The 23,484-nt window shown below is 68.2% G+C and carries 21 protein-coding genes; 10 read left to right on the forward strand and 11 right to left on the reverse strand.

Features of this window, described 5'->3' with window-relative positions; all coding sequences use genetic code 11:
- Together B6K69_RS12495 and B6K69_RS12500 are read left to right on the forward strand one after the other, a co-directional pair.
- The gene (locus tag B6K69_RS12495; protein WP_108644017.1) at positions 1–897 is read left to right on the forward strand and encodes a homocysteine S-methyltransferase family protein; all 897 of its coding nucleotides are present in this window, start codon (positions 1–3) and stop codon (positions 895–897) included.
- Positions 894–1,547, forward strand: a complete 654-nt coding sequence (locus B6K69_RS12500; protein ID WP_108644018.1) for a pseudouridine synthase — start codon at positions 894–896, stop codon at positions 1,545–1,547. The genes B6K69_RS12495 and B6K69_RS12500 overlap by 4 nt, the downstream gene beginning before the upstream one ends.
- A gap of 6 nt (positions 1,548–1,553) precedes the next feature.
- Here B6K69_RS12500 and B6K69_RS12505 read toward each other — a convergent pair whose 3' ends face one another.
- Positions 1,554–2,312, reverse strand: a complete 759-nt coding sequence (locus B6K69_RS12505; RefSeq protein WP_108644019.1) for a DeoR/GlpR family DNA-binding transcription regulator — start codon at positions 2,310–2,312, stop codon at positions 1,554–1,556.
- A 179-nt stretch (positions 2,313–2,491) separates the two neighbouring features.
- Here B6K69_RS12505 and B6K69_RS12510 point away from each other — a divergent pair, with 179 nt between their 5' ends.
- From B6K69_RS12510 to B6K69_RS12530, 5 genes are all read left to right on the forward strand, one after another.
- Positions 2,492–3,445, forward strand: a complete 954-nt coding sequence (locus tag B6K69_RS12510) for an ABC transporter substrate-binding protein (protein ID WP_228156725.1) — start codon at positions 2,492–2,494, stop codon at positions 3,443–3,445.
- 65 nt (positions 3,446–3,510) lie between these two features.
- A complete protein-coding gene (locus tag B6K69_RS12515; RefSeq protein WP_108644020.1) occupies positions 3,511–4,521 on the forward strand; it encodes a quaternary amine ABC transporter ATP-binding protein in 1,011 nt (336 codons plus the stop codon).
- Complete coding sequence (locus B6K69_RS12520; RefSeq protein WP_108644021.1) at positions 4,518–6,479, forward strand: ABC transporter permease; 1,962 nt, start codon at positions 4,518–4,520, stop codon at positions 6,477–6,479. Before B6K69_RS12515 ends, B6K69_RS12520 begins: the two co-directional genes overlap by 4 nt.
- Before the next feature lie 118 nt (positions 6,480–6,597).
- Positions 6,598–7,476 (forward strand): phosphotransferase, encoded by an 879-nt coding sequence (locus tag B6K69_RS12525; protein WP_108644022.1) that lies wholly within the window; start codon positions 6,598–6,600, stop codon positions 7,474–7,476.
- Positions 7,469–9,910 carry a GcvT family protein gene (locus B6K69_RS12530; RefSeq protein WP_108644023.1) on the forward strand — a complete coding sequence of 814 codons (2,442 nt, stop codon included), beginning with the start codon at positions 7,469–7,471 and terminating at the stop codon, positions 9,908–9,910. The genes B6K69_RS12525 and B6K69_RS12530 overlap by 8 nt, the downstream gene beginning before the upstream one ends.
- A 9-nt stretch (positions 9,911–9,919) precedes the next feature.
- Here the strand turns inward: B6K69_RS12530 and B6K69_RS12535 are convergent, their stop codons facing one another.
- From B6K69_RS12535 to B6K69_RS12550, 4 genes are all read right to left on the reverse strand, one after another.
- Entirely contained in the window at positions 9,920–10,456 is a 537-nt protein-coding gene (locus tag B6K69_RS12535; protein WP_108644024.1) for an NADPH-dependent FMN reductase, read from the reverse strand.
- A 32-nt stretch (positions 10,457–10,488) separates the two neighbouring features.
- Positions 10,489–10,959, reverse strand: a complete 471-nt coding sequence (locus tag B6K69_RS12540; protein WP_228156726.1) for a GNAT family N-acetyltransferase — start codon at positions 10,957–10,959, stop codon at positions 10,489–10,491.
- Positions 10,956–11,342 (reverse strand): GFA family protein, encoded by a 387-nt coding sequence (locus B6K69_RS12545; protein ID WP_164681957.1) that lies wholly within the window; start codon positions 11,340–11,342, stop codon positions 10,956–10,958. The genes B6K69_RS12540 and B6K69_RS12545 overlap by 4 nt, the downstream gene beginning before the upstream one ends.
- A gap of 233 nt (positions 11,343–11,575) precedes the next feature.
- Positions 11,576–12,583, reverse strand: coding sequence for an alpha/beta hydrolase family protein (locus B6K69_RS12550; RefSeq protein ID WP_108644026.1), 1,008 nt, complete (start codon positions 12,581–12,583; stop codon positions 11,576–11,578).
- A 133-nt stretch (positions 12,584–12,716) separates the two neighbouring features.
- On the opposite strand from B6K69_RS12550, the gene B6K69_RS12555 reads away from it, so the two are divergent.
- Both B6K69_RS12555 and smc read left to right on the forward strand, forming a co-directional pair.
- Positions 12,717–13,688, forward strand: coding sequence for a helix-turn-helix domain-containing protein (locus tag B6K69_RS12555; RefSeq protein ID WP_123876564.1), 972 nt, complete (start codon positions 12,717–12,719; stop codon positions 13,686–13,688).
- 130 nt (positions 13,689–13,818) lie between these two features.
- A complete protein-coding gene (gene smc, locus B6K69_RS12560; RefSeq protein ID WP_108644028.1) occupies positions 13,819–17,274 on the forward strand; it encodes a chromosome segregation protein SMC in 3,456 nt (1,151 codons plus the stop codon).
- Here smc and B6K69_RS12565 read toward each other — a convergent pair whose 3' ends face one another.
- The 4 genes from B6K69_RS12565 to cbiB are packed head-to-tail and all read right to left on the reverse strand — an operon-like array spanning position 17,275 to position 20,975.
- Positions 17,275–18,510: a glycosyltransferase gene (locus tag B6K69_RS12565; protein ID WP_164681958.1), complete on the reverse strand. Its 1,236-nt coding sequence runs from the start codon at positions 18,508–18,510 to the stop codon at positions 17,275–17,277. It abuts the gene before it with no gap.
- A 54-nt stretch (positions 18,511–18,564) separates the two neighbouring features.
- Positions 18,565–19,104 carry an MOSC domain-containing protein gene (locus B6K69_RS12570; protein ID WP_108644030.1) on the reverse strand — a complete coding sequence of 180 codons (540 nt, stop codon included), beginning with the start codon at positions 19,102–19,104 and terminating at the stop codon, positions 18,565–18,567.
- A gap of 25 nt (positions 19,105–19,129) precedes the next feature.
- A complete protein-coding gene (locus B6K69_RS12575; protein WP_108644031.1) occupies positions 19,130–20,068 on the reverse strand; it encodes a glycosyltransferase family 2 protein in 939 nt (312 codons plus the stop codon).
- A gap of 7 nt (positions 20,069–20,075) precedes the next feature.
- Complete coding sequence (gene cbiB / locus B6K69_RS12580; protein ID WP_108644032.1) at positions 20,076–20,975, reverse strand: adenosylcobinamide-phosphate synthase CbiB; 900 nt, start codon at positions 20,973–20,975, stop codon at positions 20,076–20,078.
- Positions 20,976–21,189: 214 nt separating this feature from the next.
- On the opposite strand from cbiB, the gene B6K69_RS12585 reads away from it, so the two are divergent.
- Complete coding sequence (locus B6K69_RS12585; protein ID WP_107672635.1) at positions 21,190–21,543, forward strand: hypothetical protein; 354 nt, start codon at positions 21,190–21,192, stop codon at positions 21,541–21,543.
- Between the two features lie 6 nt (positions 21,544–21,549).
- Here the strand turns inward: B6K69_RS12585 and B6K69_RS12590 are convergent, their stop codons facing one another.
- Together B6K69_RS12590 and B6K69_RS12595 are read right to left on the reverse strand one after the other, a co-directional pair.
- Positions 21,550–22,089 (reverse strand): L,D-transpeptidase family protein, encoded by a 540-nt coding sequence (locus B6K69_RS12590; protein WP_108644033.1) that lies wholly within the window; start codon positions 22,087–22,089, stop codon positions 21,550–21,552.
- Positions 22,090–22,144: 55 nt separating this feature from the next.
- Complete coding sequence (locus B6K69_RS12595; RefSeq protein WP_108644921.1) at positions 22,145–23,317, reverse strand: MalY/PatB family protein; 1,173 nt, start codon at positions 23,315–23,317, stop codon at positions 22,145–22,147.
- Positions 23,318–23,484 lie beyond the last annotated feature (167 nt).

Raw genomic sequence — 23,484 nt, forward strand, 5'->3', positions numbered from 1 at the left:
ATGGCGACGATCACCCTTCTGGATGGCGGCATGGGGCAGGAACTGGTGGCGCGGGCAACCTGCGATCCGGGGCCGCTGTGGGCGACGCGGGTGATGATCGACCATCCGGGGCTGGTGAAGGATATTCACGACGATTACTTCGCCGCCGGGGCCAGCGTGGCCACGACCAACACCTACAATATCCTGCATGACCGGTTGCAGCGCGACGGGCTGGATGCGCTGTATCACGCACTGCACCTGCGCGCGCTGGCCGAGGCGCATGAGGCCCGCGCGCAGGCCGGACGGGGGATCATCGCCGGGTCGATGGGGCCGCTTGGCGAAAGCTACCGCCCCGACCTGACCCCGCCGGTCGCGGAATCAGCGGCGCTTTATGCGGAAAAGGCGCGGATTCTGGCCGCGCATGTCGATGTAATCCTGATCGAGACGATCTCTTCGCTTGATCTGGCCCGGGGGGCGCTGCGCGGCGCGCAGGTGGCCGGGCGGCCGGTCTGGCTGTCGGTCTCGGTCGATGACCGCGACGGATCGCGCCTGCGCTCAGGTGAGCGGGTGGCGGATCTGGCCGGGGTGATTGCCGAGGCCCCGACCGCAGCGGTTCTGGCCAACTGTTCCATGCCCGAGGCGATGACCGCCGCGATGGCGGCGCTGAAACCGCTGGGCCTGCCGTTCGGCGCCTATGCCAACGGGTTCTCCGAGATTACCGGCCTGCCGCTGCCGGAAACGCAGGCGCCGCCGGCCTATTGCGGCCGCCATGACCTGACGCCCGAGAAATATGCCGATTTCGCCATGTCCTGGGTCGGGATGGGGGCCACCATCGTGGGCGGCTGCTGCGAGGTGGGGCCGGCCCATATCCGTCATCTGGCGCAGCGGTTGCGCGACGCGGGCCACCAGATCGCATGATCCCCGATTTCGTCTATGCCCCGCCCGATGTGCCGCTGATGATCCTGCATGAGGACCGGCACATTCTGGTGCTTGACAAGCCGGCGGGGCTGTTGTCGGTGCCGGGCAAGCTGGAGGGGCGGCAGGATTGCCTGCTGTCGCGGCTGCAGGCGGCGCGGTGGGATGCGCTGCTGGTGCACCGGCTGGATTGTGACACTTCGGGCGTGATGATCTTTGCCCGCACCAAAGCGGCGCAGGGTTTTCTGGGGCAGGAATTCGAACAGCGCCGCGCGCAAAAGACCTATGTCGCGCGGGTCTGGGGCGACGTGCCGGGGGACAGCGGCCATATCGACCTGCCGCTTTGCGCCGACTGGCCGAACCGGCCGCGGCAGATGGTCAGCCATGAACATGGCCGCCCGGCGCAGACCGACTGGCAGGTGATCGGCCGCAGCCCCGGCGAAACGCGGGTCCGGCTGACGCCCCATACCGGGCGCAGCCATCAGTTGCGGGTGCATATGCTGGCGCTGGGGCACCCTATTCTGGGCGACCCGATCTATGCGGAAGGCCCGGCGCGTGACGCGCCCCGGCTGATGCTACATGCCGAAACCCTTTCGCTGCATCACCCCGCCACGCAGGACCGGGTGACGTTCAGCGCCCCGGTTCCCTTCTGAACCGTCTCAGGCGACCGTCACGCGCAGGCCGTTGTCTGCCAGAAAGCGGGCCAGGGCCGCGTCGGGCGGGGCATCGGTGACAAGGTGGTGAAACCGCCCCGGCGGGGCAACGGCGATCGGGGCGCCGTGACCGAATTTCGAGGCGTCTGCTGCCACGATCACCTGATCGGCCTGGCCGATCATGGTCCGGCTGAACTCGGCCTCGCGCAGATCCTGCAACAGGAAGCCGCTGGTGGCGTTGACAGCCGCAACCGACAGGATGGCATGGCCCACGCGGAACTGGCGCAGGAAATCCAGCGCCTCGGCGCCGAAGGCCCCGCCGTCATGGGCGCGCAATTCGCCCCCCGCCATGAAAACGCGGTTGCCGTTCACCCCGGCCAGCGCCTGCGCAACCGGCAGCGAATTGGTCACGACCAGCAGTTCGCGCCGCACCCGCAGCGCCTGTGCGACATAGGCGGTGGTCGAGCCGACATCGAGAAAGACCGACGCCCCGTCAGGCAGCATCCGCGCCACGGCTTCGGCGATCCGGCGCTTGGCGCCGGGGTTCACCTGCATCCGCTGGCCGAAGCTGGGTTCCGTCCCCCAGTCCTTGAGATGCGCGCCGCCATGCACACGGGCGACACGCCCCGCCGCCTCAAGCCGTTTCAGCGCGCGGCGCACGGTTTCGCCGGTGACGCCCAGCCGGCGGGCCAGATCATCCACCCGGCCGGTGCCGGTTTCTTCAAGCAGCTCAAGAATTGCGCGTTCGCGCGGGGAAGACAGCATTTTGCCTGCGATTATGGTGGGTTCCTGGCAGTCCTGTCTGTGAATATCCACTAAATTTCAACATAACTCCACAGTTTTCAACATTGGATTTGACAGGTGCGGGGATTCGGCCGCAGCTTTTGCACAGCGACCTCCGGGGAAACCGGCGGCGGACACATGACAACAGGAGAGGAATACAGATGACCCGGATGTGCCTTGCACGCGCCGCCGCCACGGCCACTGCCCTTGTCCTTTTTGGTGGTATGGCCCTGGCCGAAGTGGAAAGCGAAGACCCGATCAAGCTGACCCTGCACGACTGGACCGGGCAGTTGATCACCACGAACATCATGGCCGCCGTGCTGGAGGAGGCCGGCTATAACGTCGAACTGGTGCAGGCCGACTATCTGGCGCAGTTCGCCGGGCTGGAAACCGGCGATCTGCATGTCGCCATGGAGATCTGGGAAACCACCGGGCGCGAGGCCATGGATGCCGCCGTGGCCAAGGGGGGGGTGGTCAACATGGGCGAAACCGGGATGCTGGCCAAGGAAGAGTGGTGGTATCCGCTGTACATGAAGGAAAAGTGCCCCGGCCTGCCTGACTGGAAGGCGCTGAACGACTGTGCCGCCGCCTTCGCCACCGCCGAAACCGGCGCCAAGGGCCGTTATCTGGGCGGCCCGGTCACCTGGGGCGGATTCGATGAGGAACGGATCGCAGCGCTGGGGCTGAACTATGAGGTGATCCACGCCGGCACCGATGCGGCGATGTTCGCCGAACTGGAATCGGCCTATCAGCGCAAGGATCCCATTCTTCTGTGGGTCTATGCCCCGCATTGGGCCCCGCAGAAATATGAAGGCGAATGGGTGGAATTCCCGCCCTATGAGGCCGCCTGTTACACCGATCCGGCCTGGGGGTCGAACCCGACCGCCACGCATGATTGCGGCAAGCCCTTCGGCCCGATCTGGAAGGTGGGTTGGGCGGGCCTGCCCGAAAAATGGCCGGGCGCCGACAAGGCCATCCGCGCCTTCCATATCGAGAATGATGCGATGGGGGCGATGATCGCCAAGGTCGATCTGGACGGCCAGACGGTCGAGGATGTGGTCAACGAATGGATGGATGCGAACGAGGCCACCTGGTCGGCCTGGATCGCCAAGTGACCCTGTGATCCTTGCGGCGGGGCGCCCGTGACGGCCGCCCCGCCCCTGCCCGGACCGGACCCGAGATGACCCGACCTGTCAAACTGGCTTGCCGCCATGTCTGGAAGCTTTACGGCCCGCATCCCGAACGCCTGGTTGGCAAGAGCCCCTCGCTTGACGAGATCCGGGCGTCGGGCCACGTCGGCGCTGTCCGCGATGTCAGCCTGAACATCGGCGAGGGCGAGATCTTCGTCATCATGGGGCTGTCCGGGTCGGGAAAGTCGACGCTGGTGCGCTGCCTGTCGCGGCTGATCGAACCGACGGCGGGGGAAATCCTGTATGACGGCGAAGACCTGCTGAAGGCCAGCGCGGCGCGGATGATCGAAATCCGGCGGCACCACATGGGCATGGTGTTCCAGCACTTCGCCCTGCTGCCGCATCTGACCGTGCTGGAAAACGTGGCCTTCCCGCTGGAGGTGCAGGGCATGGCCCGCCCGGCGCGCGAGGCGCGGGCGCGCGAGGTGATCGCGCTGGTGGGGTTGCAGGGCCGCGAGGGGCATTATCCCCGGCAGTTGTCGGGCGGCCAGCAGCAGCGGGTGGGCATTGCCCGGTCGCTGGCGGTGGAGCCTGACCTGTGGTTCCTGGACGAACCCTTCAGTGCGCTGGACCCGCTGATCCGGCGCGAGATGCAGGAGGAATTCCTGCGCATCCAGAAGCAGTTGAAGAAGACCATCGTCTTCATCACCCATGATTTCGACGAGGCGATCCGCCTGGCCGATCACATTGCCATCATGAAGGATGGCGCTGTGGTGCAGGTGGCCAGCCCCGAGGAACTGGTGCTGGCCCCGGCGGATGATTACGTCCGCGCCTTCACCGCCCATGTCAGCCGCGCAAAGGTGATCACGCTGGGGCGCATTGCGGTGCCGGGCGTGCCCGCCGATGTGGCCGGCACCCTGCCCGCCGAGGCGCGGGTGGAAGCCGTGGCCGAGCAGGTGGTGACTGCCAGCCACCCCTTCGCGGTGGAACGGGAAGGCGCGGTGATCGGCCATGTCACCCCGCAGGCGGTGATCGACGTGCTGATCGGGCGCGGCGGATGAAGACCTGGCCGCTGATATGGGCCGGGCTGGCCGTGGTGGCGCTGGTGCTGGCGCTGGCCGTTGCGGTGCCGGACGGCTGGCTTTGGCCGCCGCAGGCGATGCACCTGCCGTTGGCGCGCTGGATCAGCGCCGGCATGGCGTGGCTGACCGACAGCGCCGCCATCGGGCCGGTCACGGTGAAGGATCTGACGCGCGGCTTCGCCCGGCTGATCGAGGCCCCGTATGAGGCGTCGCGGGTGCTTTTGGTGGAGGGCATCACCGAGGGGCGCGGGCGGCGGGCGACCACCATTGTTCCGCCGCTGTCCTGGGTGGCGGTCACGGTTGCGGCGGTGGCGATGGGGCAGTACGCGCGCGACATCTGGCTGGGCCTGATCGCGGGCGCGCTGATGCTGTATCTGGCCATCTTCGGCCAGTGGGACAGCGCGATGATCACGCTGGCCTCGATCGTGATCGCGGTGCCCCTGGGCGTGGCGGGCGGCCTTGGCCTTGGCATTGCCGCGCTGCACTGGCGCCCGTTCGAGCGGGTGCTGTCCCCCGTGCTGGACCTGATGCAGACGGTGCCGACCTTTGCCTATCTGGTGCCGGTGCTGGTGCTGTTCGGCTTTGGCCCTGTGGCGGCGCTGCTGGCCACGGTGATCTATGCGATGCCGCCGATGGTGCGGGTGACGCTGGTCGCGTTGCGCGGGGTGCCGCCCGAGATTGTCGATTTCGCGAATATGGCCGGCTGCACGCCGGGACAGCGGATGCGCAAGGTGATGCTGCCGGTGGCCTTGCCGGACCTGATGGTCGGCGTGAATCAGGTGATCATGCTGTCGCTGAACATGGTGATCATCGCCTCGATGATCGGGGCCGGGGGGCTGGGCGCGGATGTGCTGGAAAGCCTGCGGCGGCTGAACATCGGCGGCGGCATCGAGGCGGGGCTGGCGATCACCGCGCTGGCGGTGGTGCTGGACCGCCTGGGTCAGGCGCTGGCGGCCCGCGCGGGCGGCGGGCGTGGCGCCAAGGGCAACTGGCTGCGGCGGCATCCGCGCACCGTTCTGGTGCTGGCGGTGACCCTGATCACCGCGGCGGCGGGCTACCTGATCCCGGCGGTGCAGGACTGGCCGAAGGAGTGGACGATCACGACCAAGGGGTTCTGGGCCGACCTGATGCAGTGGATCAACGTCAACTACTATGACCAGCTTGAAGCGCTGCGGAACTGGACGCTGGTCAACCTGCTGATCCCGGTCAAGGATTTCCTGCTGGCCCTGCCCTGGCCCTTTGTCCTTGGCGCGGTGGCGCTGGCCGGCTGGGCACTTGGGGGCTGGCGTCTGGCCGCGCTGACCGGTGCGCTGGGGCTGTTCCTGGCGGTCACCGGCCTGTGGGAACAGGCGATGATCACGCTTTATCTTTGCGGCGTGTCAGTGCTGATCGCCATGTGCATCGGCGTGCCGTTGGGCATCTGGGCCGCCTCGGGCGAGACGGCGGGCAAGGTCATCGGCGCTGTGATCGACACGCTGCAGACGCTGCCAAGTTTCGTCTATCTGATCCCGGTGGTGATGCTGTTCCGGGTGGGCGATTTCAGCGCCATGATCGCGGTGGTGCTGTACGCGCTGGTGCCGGCGGTGCGCTACACGGCGCATGGGCTGCGGTCGGTCCCGGAAGAGCTGATCGAGGCCGGTATCGTCAGCGGGGCCACGCGCGGCCAGATCCTGCGCAAGATCCGGCTGCCGATGGCGGTGCCGATGATGCTGCTGGGGCTGAACCAGACCATCCTGCTGGCCCTGTCGATGCTGGTCATTACCGCGCTGGTGGGCACCCGCGACCTTGGACAAGAGGTCTATATCGCGCTGACCAAGGCCGATGTCGGCCGCGGGCTGGTGGCGGGCCTGTCGGTGGCGGCCATCGCCATCATCGCCGACCGGCTGATCGGGGCCGCCGCCAAAGGCGCGCGGGAGCGGCTGGAGGGCGGGGCATGATTGCGGTCTGCGCAGGCAATTTCTTGCAAGAAATCGTGCCGGAGCCTTTGAAGGCTCCGCCCCGGAGTTTTCAAAAACTCCGGCACCTGACGCGGCATGCTGCGCAAGGGGGAAGGGCATGAGGGCGGAAGACAAGGTGCGCGGCCTGTCCTGCTGGGACGGGCCGGTTACGGTGGAACCGCTGGGGGGCGGCATCACCAACCGCAATTTCGTGGTGACCGACGCCACCCGCCGCGCCGTGGTGCGGATTGGCGATGACATCCCGGTGCATCAGATCATGCGGTTCAACGAACTGGCCGCGTCGAAGGCGGCGTTTGCGGCGGGCGTGTCGCCGGCGGTGCTGCATCACGAACCCGGCGCGCTGGTGATTGATTTCGTCGAAGGCCGCACCCTGGCGGCGGAAGACCTGCAACAGCGCCCGATGCTGGAACAGGCGCTGGCGCTGGTGGCGCGGGCGCATCGCGAGGTGCCGCGTTTCCTGCGCGGGCCGGCGCTGGTGTTCTGGGTGTTCCATGTGCTGCGCGACTATGCCGGCACCCTGCGCGACGGCAACAGCCGCCATGCGCCGCTGTTGCCCGGTCTGCTGGACGATGCCGCCCGGCTGGAGGCGGCCGTGGGGCCGATTGACCTGATCTTTGGGCATAATGACCTGCTGCCGGCGAATTTTCTGCATGACGGGCAACGGCTTTGGCTGATCGACTGGGACTATGCGGGTTTCAACTCTCCGCTGTTCGATCTGGGCGGGCTGGCGGCCAACAACGGGCTGACCGCCGGGGATGAGGACTGGATGTTGCAGGCCTATTTCGGGCGGGCTCCCGATGCCGCGCTGTGGCGGCGCTACCGGGCCATGAAGGCGGCCAGCGCCCTGCGTGAAACGCTGTGGAGCATGGTCTCGGAAATACATTCCGAGCTGGATTTCGATTTCGCGGCCTACACGGCCACCAACCTGACCACCTATCGCGCGGCGCTGGCCGCCTTCGAGGAGAGCCATGGCTGACCTTCCTTCCACCGCCAAGGCGGTTGTCATCGGCGGCGGCATCGTCGGATGCTCGGTCGCCTATCATCTGGGCAAGCTGGGCTGGACCGACACTGTGCTGCTGGAGCGCAAGAAGCTGACCAGCGGCACCACCTTCCACGCGGCGGGGCTGGTGGGGCAGTTGCGGACATCCGCCAACATCACCCAGCTTCTGGGCCATTCGGTGGCGCTGTACCGCACGCTGGAACAGGAAACCGGCTTGCAGACCGGGTGGAAGATGAACGGCGGGCTGCGGCTGGCCTGCAATGCCGAACGCTGGACCGAGGTGAAACGGCAGGCGACCACGGCGCACAGCTTCGGGCTGGAAATGCACCTGCTGACCCCGAAGGAGGCGCAGGAGTTGTGGCCCCTGATGACCATCGACGATGTGGTGGGCGCGGCCTATCTGCCGACGGACGGGCAGGCCAACCCGTCCGACATCACGCAATCCCTGGCGCGCGGTGCCCGGATGGCGGGGGTGAAGATCTTCGAGGATACGCCGGTGACGCGGGTGATCGTCGAGGATGGCCGTATTCGCGGGGTGGAAACCCCCTTCGGCGCCATCGCCTGCGAAAAGGTGGTGGTCTGCGCCGGCCAATGGACGCGCGATCTGGCGGCCACGGTGGGGGTGAACGTGCCGCTGGTCAGCGTGGAACACCAGTACATGATCACCGAGCGGATCGAGGGTGTCACCCCGGGCCTGCCCACGCTGCGCGACCCCGACCGGCTGACCTACTGGAAGGAAGAGGTCGGCGGGCTGGTCTGGGGCGGCTATGAGCCCAACCCCAAGCCCTGGGCGATAAAGGGTATTCCCGAGGGGTTCCACTTTGAAACCCTGACGCCGGACTGGGACCATTACGAACAGTTCATGGAGAATGCCATCGCCCGCGTTCCGGCCCTTGCCGGGGCCGGGGTGAAGCAGTTGCTGAACGGGCCAGAGAGCTTCACCCCCGATGGCAACTTCATTCTGGGCGAGGCACCGGAGCTGCGGAACTTCTACGTCGGGGCCGGGTTCAACGCCTTTGGCATTGCGTCGGGTGGTGGGGCCGGGATGGCGCTGGCGGAATGGGTGGCGAAGGGAGAGCCGCCGTTCGATCTGTGGCCGGTGGACATTCGCCGCTTCGGCGGGGTGCATCGGTCGGTGGACTGGGTGCGCAACCGCACCATGGAGGCCTATGGCAAACATTACACCATTGCCTGGCCGTCCGAGGAAATGCGGTCCTGCCGGCCGACGCGCCGGTCACCGCTTTACGCCCATTTGCAGACCGCCGGGGCCTGTTTCGGCGAAAAGCTGGGGTGGGAGCGGCCCAACTGGTTTGCCGATCTGGCCGCCGGGGAACAGCCGGTGGACCGCTATTCCTATCAGCGGCCCGGCTGGTGGGGGGCGGTGCGGCGCGAACATCAGGCGGCCCGTTCCGCGGCGGTGCTGATCGACCAGACCTCTTTCGCCAAGTTCACGCTGAAGGGGCCGGACGCGGCGGCGGCGCTGAACCGCATTGCCGCGGGCAATGTGGACCGGGCTGTCGGCAGCCTGACCTATACCCAGATGCTGAACCGCAAGGGGGGCATCGAATGTGATCTGACCGTGGTGCGGCGTGCGGTGGATGAATTCTACATCGTCACCGGAACTGGCTTTGCCACCCACGATTTCGACTGGATTTCCCGCAACTTGCAGGGCAACTGCCAGTTGGTCGATGTCACCTCGGGCGGGGCGGTGCTATCACTGATGGGGCCGAAAGCGCGCGAGATCCTGGGCCGCGCCTGCCTGGATGACCTGTCGAACGAGGGGTTCCGCTTCGGCACGGCGAAGGCGATCTCGGTCGCCGGCTGCCCGGTGCTGGCGCTGCGTGTCACCTATGTGGGCGAATTGGGCTGGGAGCTGCACATGCCCACCGAGGTGGCGGTGACGGTCTATGAGGCGCTGATGGGCGCCGGGGCCGGGCTTGGGCTGGTGAATGCGGGCTATCGCGCGATTGAAACGCTGCGGCTGGAAAAGGGGTATCGCGCCTGGGGATCGGACATCGGGCCGGATCACACCCCGGTCGAGGCGGGGCTGGCCTGGGCCTGCAAGATGAAATCGAACGTCGATTTCATTGGCCGGGCGGCTGTTGAGGCGCAGCTTGCGGGGGGCGTGAAGAAGCGGCTGGCAACCTTTACCGCCGCGCCCGACGTGGTGCTGCTGGGGCGCGAAACCATCTACCGCAACGGCGAAAGGGTGGGCTGGCTGTCATCCGGCGGCTATGGCCATACGGTCGACCGGGCCATCGGCTTGGGCTATGTGCGCCAGGCCGGGGGGGTGAGCGAAGATTTCGTCCTGTCCGGCGGTTATGAGTTGGAGGTTGCCAGCGAGCGGGTGCCGGCGACCGTCAGCCTTGAGCCGCTGTATGACCCGAAGGGGCTGCGGGTGAAGGGCTGAAGGCGGGGGTCAGCCCCTCGCCGCCTTGCGCAGGGCCTGCATCAGTTCATCCAGAACCTTCTGATAACGCGGGTCTTTCAGGCGGCCATCGGCATCGAAAGCATTGCCGCTGTCGGCCACCAGAACCTCGGGGCCGGTCAGAAGGTGGGGCTGGAATGGCGTCAGCATCAGCCGCAGGGCGAACTGCGACCTGTCCCCGCCGCCACGGCCGCCGGCGGCGGAGAGGATGGCGACGGGCTTTTCCCTCCACGGCCCGCCCTTGGTGCGGCTGACCCAGTCAAGCGCGTTCTTCAACACGCCGGGGGGCGCCTTGTTGTATTCCGGCGTGGCGATCACGATGGCATCCGCCGCCGCGATCTGGCCGGCAAGTGTTTGGACGGGTTCGGGAATTCCCTCCCGATCCTCCAGATCGCCGTCATAGAGGGGAAGCCGCAGGTCGGCCTCGGTGTACTGGGCCGCGCCAAAGGCCAGGCGGGCCTGCGCCAGCAGAAGGCGGTTGGTCGAGCCGGAGCGCAGGGCGCCGGGGATGCCGAGAAGGGTGAGCATGAGGGGCTCCTTTCCCGGCTCAAGCTAGACTGTCAGACGGTTGGCGCAAGGGGGCGGCGGAAGGTGACAGAGGTGGGCTGGGCGTAGCCCGTATGGGCGGTGCGGCCGGTTTCGACAAAGCCAAGGGCGCGGAATGTGGCCTGATTTTCAACCAGTTCCACCCGCGTCTGCAATTCCAGCGCCGGCAGGCCCAGGGCGCGGGCCCTCCTTTCGGCCAGGTCGATCAGGTGGCGGGCCAGACCCTGGCCGCGATGCGGGGCGGCAACGGCGAGCTTGCCGATGTAAAGGGCGCCGGGCTTTGCGGTCAGGAAAACGCAGGCGATGGGCGGGGTGCCGATCGCCCAGACCTCAGCCTGCGCCGCCTGTTCGGCGATGGCGGCGGCGGTCAGCCGGTGCATCGAGGAGGGCGGGTCGATCCGACCCTCCATGAAGGCGAATTCGGTCTGGATCAGGGTCAGGAGGGCCGACCAATCAAAGGGCGCAAGGCATTGATATGGGGTCATTTCATGGGAAGCCCGTCGCAAAGGTGAAGCCAGGGCAGCCGTTCGGCGCTGTTGACATGTTCGGTCGGGGCATAGGCCGCGGGATCGTCCAGCGTGGCGGCGTAGAAGTGGGTTTCCCCCGGGAAACGGGTGGACCGATAGGCCATCTGGGTGCCGCAGACCGGGCAGAAGTCACGCCAGGTTCCGGGGGAGGAAGGGTAGGTCGCAGGGGCGGTGCCGGTCCAGCTCCAGGCGCCGTTGGCCATGCCGAAGAATGAGGTGAAGGGAGAGGCGGTGGCGCGGCGGCAGCTTTCGCAATGGCAATGCGCCTGCCAGAGCGGGGTGGCGGTGCAGCGGTAGGTGATGGCGCCACACAGGCAGCGGCCGGTGAAGGGCGGGATCATGGCGGCCTCTTTTCCGGGCATCGGACGGCGGTTTGTGATCCGATGCAACGGGCGGCAGCGCGCGTTTGGTTAACCTGCTGAAATGGCGTCATATTCGTGGTGCAGGCAAGGTATGGCCGACGTGTGATCTGCGTAGGGTTCATGTGCATAAGGCGCCGGCGGACCTGTGCCGTTAACCATTTTCGGCGAATCAGGGGGCGGGCGTCGGAACCCGCCCCCCGGTTGGCCGGTCTTCAGAGACCGACCGCTGCGGCCACATCTTCGATGATCTGCGCGTGGACGGCAGCGCGGTCCGAGCCTGCCGGATTATCGCAGACCGGATCATCCCCTTCGTCGGCCAGCAGGGCGGGGCCTTGCGCGGTGCAGAGGCCGAGGAAGGAGAAATGCCAGGCGGGATTGATCACGGTGCGGCTGGCATCGGGCAGGCGGGCGATGAAATTCGAGCCGTCGGGACCAATATCGACCGCGGGCCAGACGTGATCGGGGCCGCCGAGGGTGACGAGGTGCACCGGAGGCAGACGGGAGAGGCTGTCGTCGGTGATGGCATAGGTGAAGGCGGGATCGACGGCGACGATGCGGGAGAGGCCATCTATCCGCATGTCGGCCTGAAATTCGGGTGGCAGGGCGTGCGGGTCCACGCCGCCCTTGGCCAGGAACAGGCAGTCGGGGGCATCGGTGCCGAAGCGGTCACAATAGGCGGCATAAGCCTTGGCATCGAACAGCGCGCCGCCTGCGGCCAGCACGGTGGCGCCGCCGAGTGAGAAGCCGAGGGCGGTGACATTTCCGGCGTCGATCCGGGGGCCGAAGGCCGGGTCGGCCTTGAGGGTTGCCAGAAGGGCGGAAAGGTCGCGGGTGCGGTCAATGGTCATCGGCAACTGGCGGGGGCTGCTGTCGCCGGAGGTTGCGCCGGGATGGTTGACACCGGCCACGATGGCGCCGCGGGCGACCAGTCCTTCGGCCAGCCAGCCAAGGTTTTCGATGTTGCCGCCCGAGCCGTGCGAGAGGATGACCAGCGGGTGCGCGCCTGCTGCGATGGCGGGGCCGACCTGAACCCTGGTCCCGGCAAAGGCGGGGTTGGCGCCGAGGGGGACCGTGTAGGTTTCGGATGCGGCCGGATACCAGATGGCGGCCTGCAGCGGGCGGGGCCGGTGGGGGGCGTCGATGGTGAGGTGATCGAAACCGGGAAGGGATTCGGCACTGGCGGCGGTGGAGAGCAGGAGGAGGGCGAGCACGGTTTTCATCGGATCTGGCCTTTCTGAGGAGGTTGCGATGAGGCTCTGATGCGGCAGGTGAGGTGGTTTGGCGTCCTGAAACCGGTTTCAGGTCGCGCGGGACGGGTTCAAGGACGTATGAGGGCGGCGAAAGGAGATGCCGATGCCGACCTTGCCTGTTCCGATCTTCGTGGCGCTTGTGCTGGGGTTTCTGGGGCTGCGCGCCTGGGCCAAGGGGGAAACGCCGCCGCCGCTGCTGGTTCTGATTGCGGCCTGCGCGGTGCAGGCGGCCGTGGTGGCAGGGCGGCTGCATTATGGGATCGAGGCCTTGAGCTGGGTGCAGCCCGTTCTGGCACTGGCCCTGCCGCCGCTGGCCTGGGTGGCCTTCGTCTCGGCCACGCGGCGGCCCTTGCGGCCGGGCGATCTGTGGCATCTGGCAGGGCCGGGGTTCGGGCTGTTTGCCCGGATCTTTGCGCGCGAGGTGCTGGATGCCGCGATCCTGCTGTCGTTCCTGGCCTATGGCGCGGCGGTGCTGCTGGCGCTGCGTGGGGCGGGCGAGATGGCCCATGCGCGGCTGGGCGCGGGCGAGCGGCCGCTGCGCCTGTGGCGCTGGCTGGGCTGGGCGCTGGTGGTGTCGGGCCTGACGGATGGGGTGATGATGGGCGCGGCGGTGCTGGGGCATCGGGCCTGGCTGGGCTGGATGGTGACGGTGTTTTCCACGGCGTCCCTGCTTGCACTGGGGGCGCTGATGCTGGCCGACGAGGTGGCGACGGTGGCCGAGCCGGAGGAGCCGCCGCGCGCAACCGCGGGCGACGCGGACCTGGTGGAGGCGCTGGACAGGCTGATGGCCGAGAAACGACTGTGGCTGGACCCGGATCTGACGCTGGCGCGGATTGCGCGGCGGCTGGGGGTGCCGGCCAAGGCCTTGTCCGCTGCGGTGAACCGGGTGAAGGGCGAGAACATCAGCCGGGTGGTGAACGGCTGGCGGGTGGCCCATGCAGGCGAGCTGCTGCGCGGCGGGGCAACGGTGACCGAGGCGATGCTGGCCAGCGGCTTTGCCACCAAATCCAACTTCAACCGCGAGTTCCTGCGGGTGACAGGCAAGGCGCCGAGCGGCTGGCGGGTCGAACAGTGACCGCCAGCCGACAAGGGTGGCGCGAGATGTTGTGGATAAGGCGGGCGGGGGACGCCATTGATTGCGGGCTGCGGTTGACTCGTCGCGGGAAAGCGAGAGGATCGGGGGTTGGGCGAGTCGAGAGGGACAGGTGCGTTTCACCAAGCTGCGGCTGAACGGGTTCAAGAGCTTTGTGGACCCCACGGATCTGGTGATCCATGAGGGGCTGACCGGCGTGGTCGGCCCGAACGGCTGTGGCAAGTCGAACCTGCTTGAGGCGCTGCGCTGGGTGATGGGCGAGAACCGCCCCACGGCAATGCGCGGCGGCGGCATGGAAGACGTGATCTTCAACGGGGCGGCCACCCGGACGGCGCGGAACTTTGCCGAGGTGGCGCTGATGATCGACAATGCCGACCGGCTGGCGCCGAGCGGCTTCAACGACAGCGACATGATCGAGATCGTCCGGCGGATCACCCGCGATGCCGGCAGCGCCTATCGGGCCAACAGCAAGGAAGTGCGGGCGCGCGATGTGCAGATGCTGTTCGCGGATGCCTCGACCGGCAGCCACAGCCCGGCGCTGGTGCGGCAGGGGCAGATTTCCGAGCTGATCAACGCCAAGCCGAAGGCGCGGCGGCGGGTGCTGGAAGAGGCGGCGGGGATCTCGGGCCTGTATGCGCGGCGGCACGAGGCCGAGCTGAAGTTGCAGGGCACCGAGCAGAACCTGACGCGGGTGGACGACGTGCTGGAGCAGTTGGCGCAGCAGTTGAGCGTGCTGACGCGGCAGGCCCGGCAGGCGGCGCGGTATCGCGAGATTTCCGAAGAGCTGCGGCTGGCGGAAGGCATGTTGCTGTATCGCCGCTGGCGGGAGGCGGACGAGGCGCGGGGGCTGGCCGAGGCGGGCCTGCGCGAGCGGCTGATCGCTGCGGGGCAGGCCGAGGCGGCGGCCCGGGCGGCGGGCAAGGCGCGCGAGGCGGCCGAGGATGCGCTGCCGCCGAAGCGCGAGGAAGAGGCGATTGCCGGCGCGATCCTGCAACGGCTGATCCTGCAGCGCGAGGCGCTGGGCGATCAGGAAGCGCGCGCCATGGCGCTGATCGAGACGCTGCGGGGTCGGATCGCCCAGCTTGGCGCCGATATGGAGCGCGAGGCCGGGCTCAACCGCGACGCGGGCGAGGTGATCGGCCGGCTGGACTGGGAGATTGAACAGATTTCCCGCGCGCATGAGGGGCATGACGAGCGGCTGGCCGAGGCGGTGGAAGCCGCGCGCGAGGCGGGCGCCATCCTGACCGACCGCGAGACGCTGCTGAGCGAGGCGACCGAGGATTCGGCGCGGCTGGCGGCGCGGCACCAGTCGGCGGCGCGGCTGCTGGCGGAAACGCAGGCCGGGGTGGACCGGGCCGAGGCCGAGGCGGTGCGCGCGCGCGAGGCGGTTGCGGCGGCGGAAACGGCGGTGGCCACGGCGGAAGAGGCGCAGGTTGCCGCCGGCGAGGCGCGCGAGGCAGCGGCGGAACTGGCGGAACAGTCTGAGGCGGCGCTGGAGGCGGCCGAGGCGGCGCGGGCCGAGGTGCAGGGCCGCGAGGCCGAGGCGCGGGCGGCGCGCAGCGAGGCCGAAGGTGAGGCCAGCGCGCTGCGGGCCGAGGCGGGCGCGCTGGCGCGGCTGGTGGACCGCGAGGCGCAGGCGGGGCATCAGATCCTGGACCGGCTGGTGGTGGAGCCGGGTTATGAGGCGGCGCTGGGCGCGGCGCTGGCCGATGACCTGCGCGCCCCCGAGGTTGCGGCGGGCGAACGGTCGGGCTGGGGGCTGCTGGAACCCTATATCGCGCCCCAGCCGCTGCCCGAGGGGGTGGAGCCGCTGGCTGACCGGGTTGAGGCGCCGGGGGTGCTGGCGCGGCGGCTGTCGCAGATTGGCGTCGTCAGCCGTGAAAAAGGTTTTCATCTGCAAGAGGCGCTGAAGCCGGGGCAGCGGCTGGTCAGCCTGCAGGGCGATCTGTGGCGCTGGGACGGCTTCCGTTCCGGGGCCGAGGATGCGCCCAGTGCGGCGGCGCTGCGGTTGCAGCAGTTGAACCGCCTGCAGCGGCTGAAGGGTGAGCTGAGCGAGGCCGAGGCGCGGGCCGAGGGCGCGCGGGCGGCGCATGAGGCGTTGCAGGCGCGGCTGGCCGAACTGGCGCGGGCCGACCAGATGGCGCGCGATGCGCGGCGGGCGGCGGATCAGCGGGTGTCCGAGGCGGACCGGGCGCTGAGCCGGGCCGAGGCCGACCGGGCGCTGGCGGGCGGCAAGCTGGAAGCGGCGCGGTCGGCGGTGGCGCGGTTCGAGGATGAGGCGATGTCGGCCCGTGGCCGGGCGCGCGAGGCCGAGGCGGCGGCGAAGGATCTGCCCGACCTTGAGGCGGCGCGCAACGCGGTGGAGGCGGCGAAGATCACCGTCGAGGCGGCGCGGATCGCCATGCTGACGCGGCGCAGCGCGCATGACGAGGTGCGCCGCGAGGGCGAGGCGCGGGTGCGGCGCCGGCAGGAGGCGATGAAGGAACTGTCGGGCTGGAAGCACCGGCTGGAAACCGCAGAGCGCCGCAGCGCCGAACTGGCCGAGCGCCGGGCCGAGGCCGAGGCCGAGCTGGACGATGCCAGCGCGGCGCCCGAGGAGATTGCCGCCAAGCGCGAGGAACTGGACGAGGCGATTGAAACCGCCGAGGCGCGGCGGCGCGTGGCGGCCGAGGCGCTGGCCGAAGCCGAGACGGCCCTGCGCGAGGCGCAGATGGCCGAACGCGAGGCCGAACGCATGGCGGGCGAGGCGCGCGAAGGCAAGGCGCGGGCCGAGGCGCGGCTGGATGCGGCGCGCGAGGCGGTGGCGCTGGCGGCCGAACGGATTGCCGAAGAGGCGGACCGCACGCCGCAGGAATTGCTGGTTTCGCTGCGCAGCGATCCCGACAAGATGCCGGCGGCCGATGTGCTGGATCAGGACGTGGCGCGGCTGAAACGCCAGCGCGAGGCGCTGGGGGCGGTGAACCTGCGCGCCGAGGAGGATGCCGCCACCGTTTCGGCGGAATATGACGCGCTGGCCAAGGAAAAGGGCGATCTGGAAGAGGCGGTCAAGAAGCTGCGCGCCGGAATTGCCGGGCTGAACCGCGAAGGGCGCGAGCGGCTGCTGACGGCCTTTGAACAGGTGAACGCGAATTTCGGCGCGCTGTTCACCCATCTGTTCGGCGGCGGCGAGGCGCGGCTGGTGCTGGTGGAAAGCGACGATCCGCTGGAAGCGGGGCTGGAGATCATGTGCCAGCCGCCCGGCAAGCGGCTGGCAACGCTGAGCCTGCTGTCGGGCGGTGAGCAGACGCTGACCGCGCTGGCGCTGATCTTTGGCGTGTTCCTGGCGAACCCCGCGCCGATCTGCGTGCTGGACGAGGTGGACGCGCCGCTGGACGATGCCAACGTGACGCGGTTCTGCGACATGCTGGACGAGATGACCCGGCGCACCGAGACGCGGTTCCTGGTCATCACCCACCATGCGGTGACGATGGCGCGGATGGACCGGCTGTTCGGCGTGACCATGCAGGAACAGGGCGTCAGCCAGTTGGTCAGCGTTGACCTGAAGAAGGCCGAGGCGCTGGTCGCCTGATCAGGTGGCATCCATGGCGGCGCGGACGGTGGCGAAATGCGCCTGCCAGGTTGGAATGGGCGGCGGGGCCAGGCGGCGCGGCGGGCCGGTGAAGGACAGGATCCGGGTGATCCAGTCTTCGGGCGCGTCGGGCGGGCAATAGGCCGGATAGGTGCCGGCGATTTCGCGATAGACCGGCAGATCAGAGGCGATGACCGGAATCCCGTCGCGGGCCGCTTCCATCAGGGGCAGGCCATAGCCTTCGGCAAAGCTGGGCATCAGCAGGGCGTTGACCGCGCGCAGAAGGGCCTGGACGGTGGCATCATCGGGGCGGTCCAGCACATGAATTGCGGTGCCCCGCAGCGGCGAACGGTCAAGCCGGGCGCGAAGATCATTGACCTTCCAGCCCCAGCTTCCGGCGATCACCAGTTGCGGCAGGTGTTCTGCGGGGATGCGGGTGGCCATCCGTTCCCAGGCCTCGACCAGAAGGCCAAGGTTCTTGCGCGGCTGGATGGTGCCAAGCGCCATGAACAGGGGCCGGTCGGGCGCGATGCCGGGGGGCAGCGGGCCGGGCGGCACGGCGGGGCGGTCATGCAGGCCGAGATGGGCCACCACGGCGGGCGGTGGCGGCAGGTCGGGGGCCAGCATCCGGGCATTGCGCAGATAATCGGCCCTGGTCACCGCCGAGTTGCAGAGGATCAGATCGGCGTCGCGCAGGGTTTCGCGGACAAGGGCGGCGGCGGCTGTCGAATCCTCGAAATGCCATTCGGGATGGTCCAGCGGCAGCGTGTCATGAATGAGGATGGCCGTTTTCACCCCGGCGGCGCGGAAGGTACGGAACCGCGCTTCGGGCATGGGACGGTGGCTGACGCCAAGAAACCAGGCCCCGGCGGGGAACAGCCGGCGCAGGTGCGGAAGCAGGCGATCGGTATCGCCGGCGGGAACCCGTCGCAGCAGCGCGTGGCGCATGACGGCGAAGCGCAGCGCGGCGCGGGTGCGGCCCAGCCGCAGCAGAAGCCGCGACAGCGGCGGCAGATCGGCGGGGTCGCGCCGGGCGATCCAGTTTGCCAGCACCTGCCCTGCCTTGGGGCCAAGGACCGAGACGGTGCCGCGATGTTCCAGAAAGAAATAGGCAGGCTCGGGCGCCGAGGCGAGCAGGCTGAGCCAGGCCCGTTCAACCCGGCCGATGCCGGTTGTGAAGGGATCAACCGCGTGGGGCAGCGGCATCGTGATGTCGAAAAGGATGGGTTTTCGCATCGGCTGCCCCGTTATGGCCAGGGCGCGCGGTTGCATTGCGCCGTTCAGACGGTTCTAGAGCCTTGCGATTGTATCGCCTACGGCAATTTCGCCATCGGCGACAATGGCGCAGAGGATGCCGCGCAGGCGCAGCGGCGGGTGGCCGGGCATCGTGATCCAGTCTTTCGCGGCGGCGCCGTAGCGGGCCTTCCACTTGACGCAGCCATCATTGAACAGGCCCGAGACGCGCAGGGTTGCGGTGCCGGCGCGCAGCAGGGTGCCTTCGGGAAGGTTCGCCTCCGTCGTGTCAAGGTCGGCAAGGATGGTGTCGCCGGGGTGCGGCTGGTCGGGGTGGATGCGGACAAGATCATGCACGCGGCTGGGCAGGATCGAGACCTGGATCGCCGGATCGGGGCGGCCGTCGGGCAGCCGCGCCCAGGGTGCGGTCAGCCAGCGTTCGCCGGGCACACCTTCGGCCACGGTCAGGCGCAGCCGGTCAGGGTGGGTGCGCTGGTTGTAGCCGGGGCGGAAGGTCAGTTGGCTCGCAACGGTCGCCTGTTTCGGCGCGGCCAGAACCTGCGGCAAGGCCGCCATCAGCGCATCCATGGTGATCATCGGCGGGGCCTTTCGCAAAGCGGCATCAGGACTGCGCCAGAAGGTCGGCCACCTTGCGGCGCAGATCAAGGTTCACCTCGACCAGACGCCCTTCCTGCCACAGGATTTCGGCCATCTCCGGGGTCAGCATCTGGGTGGCGGTATAGAAGGCGTCGATCTTGTCCGGTGTGGCGCCGGACAGGGCCTGCAACAGGGCTTCGTTCTTCTGATAGGCGCCGCGCGCCAGACGGAAGGGCAGGGCCGCCGTCCACTTGGCGCGGTCCTGGGCGTGGAAATGCAGAAGTTTCACCCGGCGGTCCATCGGGGGGCCGTCCATGCGGACCCCGTTCATCGAGCCGCCATGCAGGCGCGGGGTGAAGCCGGGCACGCCGGTGCGGAAGAAGGCCTTGCCGACGGAATGGGACAACATGCCGTTGGGCATGGCCGCGGCGTAACGTCCGAAGATGATGTCGCGCAGAAAGGCGCGCGGGCCTTTCAGGGGGCCGCGGAAGAGGCGGGCGGTGAAGATGTCATCGGGAAGCGACGGGTCGTGCATGGCCTCGAACGGTTCCAGCCGCACCATTGGGTGATGGGCCGGGGCCGAGGCGAGGATTTCGCCCATCGGCCGGTCAGGCAGCAGGAATTCATCCACGTCGATATGGCCGATCCACGGCAAGGGGCAGAGGCGCCAGGCGCGCAGCGCGTTGCGGGCCTGCCGGTTCTGGTGCCGGTCGGGGCGGATGCCGTTGCCGACGCGGGCCCAGTAATCGGGGGTGCAGCGCAGCACGGAAACGCGCGGAATATCCTGCACGGCGGCGATGGCCGGATCATCGGGATCGTCAAAGCACAGGGTAATGGCGGCGGCGCCCAGATCAAGGTGATGGGCCAGGAAGGCAAGAACCTGGTCCTGCGGGGCCTTGATCGTGGCGACCAGCGCCCAGTCGACGCAGGCGGGCGGGTCTTCTGGCGGCAGGGCTTCTGTCATGTGAAACCTAAACCAGGGCGAAGAGCAGGACGATTGCCAGCATCCCGGCCCAGGCGCGCCAAAGCGCGGCGCAGGCGGCGTCGATGTCGTCGGGGCCGGGGTCGCGGCGGCCTTCGGGCCAGACCCAGGGGAAATCTGTCATCTTGCCGGCATAGCTGCGCGGGCCGGCCAGCGCAACGTCCAGCACCGGGGCCAGAACGGATTCGGGCCAGCCGGCATTGGGGCTGCGGTGCTTGGGCGCGTCGCGCAGCACGGGGGCCGGGTCGAACCAGCCGGAGGTGAGGGCGATGAGCAGCGCGGTCAGCCGGGCGGGGATGAGGTTCAGAAGATCGTCAAGGCGGGCTGCGGCCCAGCCGAATTCGCGGTAGCGCGGGGTCATGTGGCCGATCATGCTGTCGGCGGTGTTGGCCATCTTGTAGGCCAGAAGGCCGGGCAGGCCGCCGACAAGGAACCAGAAGGCCGGGGCGATGACGCCATCGGAAAGGTTTTCCGCCGCACTTTCGATGGCGGCGCGGGCCACATCGGGTTCGGCCATCGGGGCGGTGTCGCGGCCGACGATCATGGAGACGGCACGCTTGCCATCCTCAAGACTGCGACGCAGGGCGGTGGCGACGGCACGGACGTGATCGACCAGCGACCGCTGCGCCAGAATGATTGCGGCGACAAGGACTTCGATCACGCCATGATCGGGCAGGAGGTGGATCAGCCAGCCGGTCAGGGCGGCCAGTGCCACCAGAACGGCAATGACCAGAACGCCTGCCGCGCGGCGACCCGGGCCACGGTTGAAACGGGTTTCCGCCGCTGCGATCAGCCGGCCCATCAGCACCGCGGGATGCGGCAGGCGACGCCAGAGCCAGTCGGGTTCACCGAAGAGCGCGTCGAGGATCATGGCAAGGACAAGGGTCATGGGGTGAACCGGGGGGCGAATCGGGCTGGGGCAAGGATGCCCCGGTTGGACCGGATTGGCGGGGGTGCCGCAAGGGAAAGATCGCCCGGACGGGGGGCAGGGTGCGGCAATGCTGCAACTGGGGCTTCACATTCCTGCAACAGAGAGGGTGCAGAAAGAAGCAGGCTTGATTTTGGCGCGCGGCGACACAGAGTTGAGTCAGAGGAGAGAGACCATGCTGGAATTCCTGCCGACCCATGTGAGAGACGGTCTTGAGGCGGCGCGCAAGCGCGAGCTTCGCAAGCGGTCGCGGCTGCGGGTGCAGGTGGGCGATGCGGTCTATCCGGTGCTGCGGTTCTGGCACGACGGCTTTGCGCTGGATGCCGATCTGGCGCCGGGCAAGCTGCGCGGGCTGGTCGATGTGTTCGACGGATCGCGGCATGTGTTCCAGTGCCTGATCGTGGCCTCGGCCAATGAGGACGGCGAATTGCTGTGCGAATTCAAGCGCGCGACGGCCGTGACCGACCGCCCGGCGCTGGACTATCTGCGCGACGAGAACGCGCCGGTGGGCTATCTGCCCCGGGCCTGAGCGGGCCTAGGGCCGGATCTCGACCGGGGTGCCGGTCGGGGTGGCGGCCCAGATTTCCCGCATTTCGGCATTGGTCACGGCGATGCAGCCGGCTGTCCAGTCCCCCTTGACGATATAACCTTCGGGCAGGCTGTTCGGCTGGCCGTGGATCATGATGTCACCGCCGGGATCATAGCCGCCCGCCCGCGCGCGGGCGCGGTCTTCTGGCTGCGGGTAATCCAGGCCAAGCGACAGGTGGTAGGCCGATTTGTCGTTGCGGCGGTTGATGGTGAACACGCCTTCGGGCGTGCGGCCATCGCCCTGGCGCGCCTTGTCGCCGGTGGGGGTGAAGCCAAGGGCGATGCGGTAGCTGCGCACGGCCTGACCGGCCTGCATCAGCACCATGCGGCGGGCGGCCTTTTCGATGACGATACGGTCAACGGTGCCAACCAGCGGTGGCAGGGGCTGCGGCACCGGCGCCGGCGTCGGGCGCACCCAGAGGAGCGCCGCGGCACCGATCACCGCCAGCAGGACAAGAAGGGCAAACAGCCGGGCAATCGTCTTCATGGCCGGGAAACTAACGCAGCGGTCGCTGCGGTGCCATCACGATGCCGCGACGCCCTTATTGCAGGTCGGCGAACACCTTTTGCAGCCGGTCCACCGCCTCGGCCACCTGGGCGCGGGGGGCGGCAAGGTTCAGCCGCAGGAAGGTTTCGCCGCCGGGACCGAAGCTGTCGCCGTGGTTCGGGGCGATCTGCGCCTGTTTCTGCACCCGGTTCAGGATTTCCGCCTTGGTCATGCCGGTGCCGGCAAAATCGACCCAGGCCAGATAGGTGGCCTCAAGCGGCATCGAGCGTAGGCCGGGAATGGCGTTCACGCCCGCGTCGAACAGGCGGCGGTTGCCGTCCAGATAGGCCACCAGCGCATCGACCCATTCGGCGCCTTCGGGCGAATAGGCGGCGGTGACCATGTGCATCCCGAAACTGTTGGACGAGATGCCAAGCGCCATCATCCGGTCGGCAAAGCGCTGGCGCAGGGCCGGATCAGCGATGATGACATTGCCGGTATGGGCGCCGGCGATGTTGAAGGTCTTGGTGGCGGCGGTCATCATCACCAGACGGTCGGCAATTTCAGGCACGGCCTTGGCCATGACGTGATGCGTCTGGCCGGGGAACACCAGATCGTGGTGGATTTCGTCCGAGACCAGAATCAGGTTGTGACGGCGGCAGAAATCGGCGGTGGCCTGCAGTTCGGCCAGGGTCCAGACGCGGCCGCCGGGATTGTGCGGGGAGCACAGGATCAGCATCTTCTCGGCGCCGGTCATCTGGGCATCCCAGGCGTCGAAGTCCATCTCGTAGCGGCCGTTCACGGTTTTCAGATGGCAATCCACCACGCGGCGGCCGGCGGCCCGGATGGTGCGGGCGAAGGCGTGATAGACCGGCGTCATCAGCACCACCCCGTCGCCGGGCTGGGTGAAGGCGTCGATGCACAGCCCGGTGCCGTTCACCAGCCCGTGCGTGGTGAAGATGTGCGAGGGATCGACCTGCCAGCCGTGGCGCGTGTCCATCCACCAGCGAATCGCCTCAAGATAGGGGCGGTCATCGCCGAAATAGCCGTAGACGCCGTGCGACAGCATCTTTTCCAGCGCCCGCTGCACCGATTGCGGGGGGCGGAACTCCATGTCCGCGACCCACATGGCGATGCCGGTGTCGGCCGAAACGCCATAGAGGGATTCCATCATGTCCCACTTCACGCAGTGGGTGCCCTTGCGGTTGATCGGGGTATCGAAGTTCATGCTGGCTTGCCGTGGTTGTGTCTGTTGTTCCTGATAATCCGGCTTTGGCGGGATGTCATTCTGATTTTGCCGGAACATTTGGTAATTTGATCCAATAAGTGCAAATAAACCGGGAAATCATACCTGGTGCGACCGATGCGCGCCCCGGGCGCGGGGGTGATGCGGCC

Source organism: Pseudogemmobacter blasticus, assembly GCF_003071405.1.
Classification (GTDB): domain Bacteria; phylum Pseudomonadota; class Alphaproteobacteria; order Rhodobacterales; family Rhodobacteraceae; genus Pseudogemmobacter; species Pseudogemmobacter blasticus.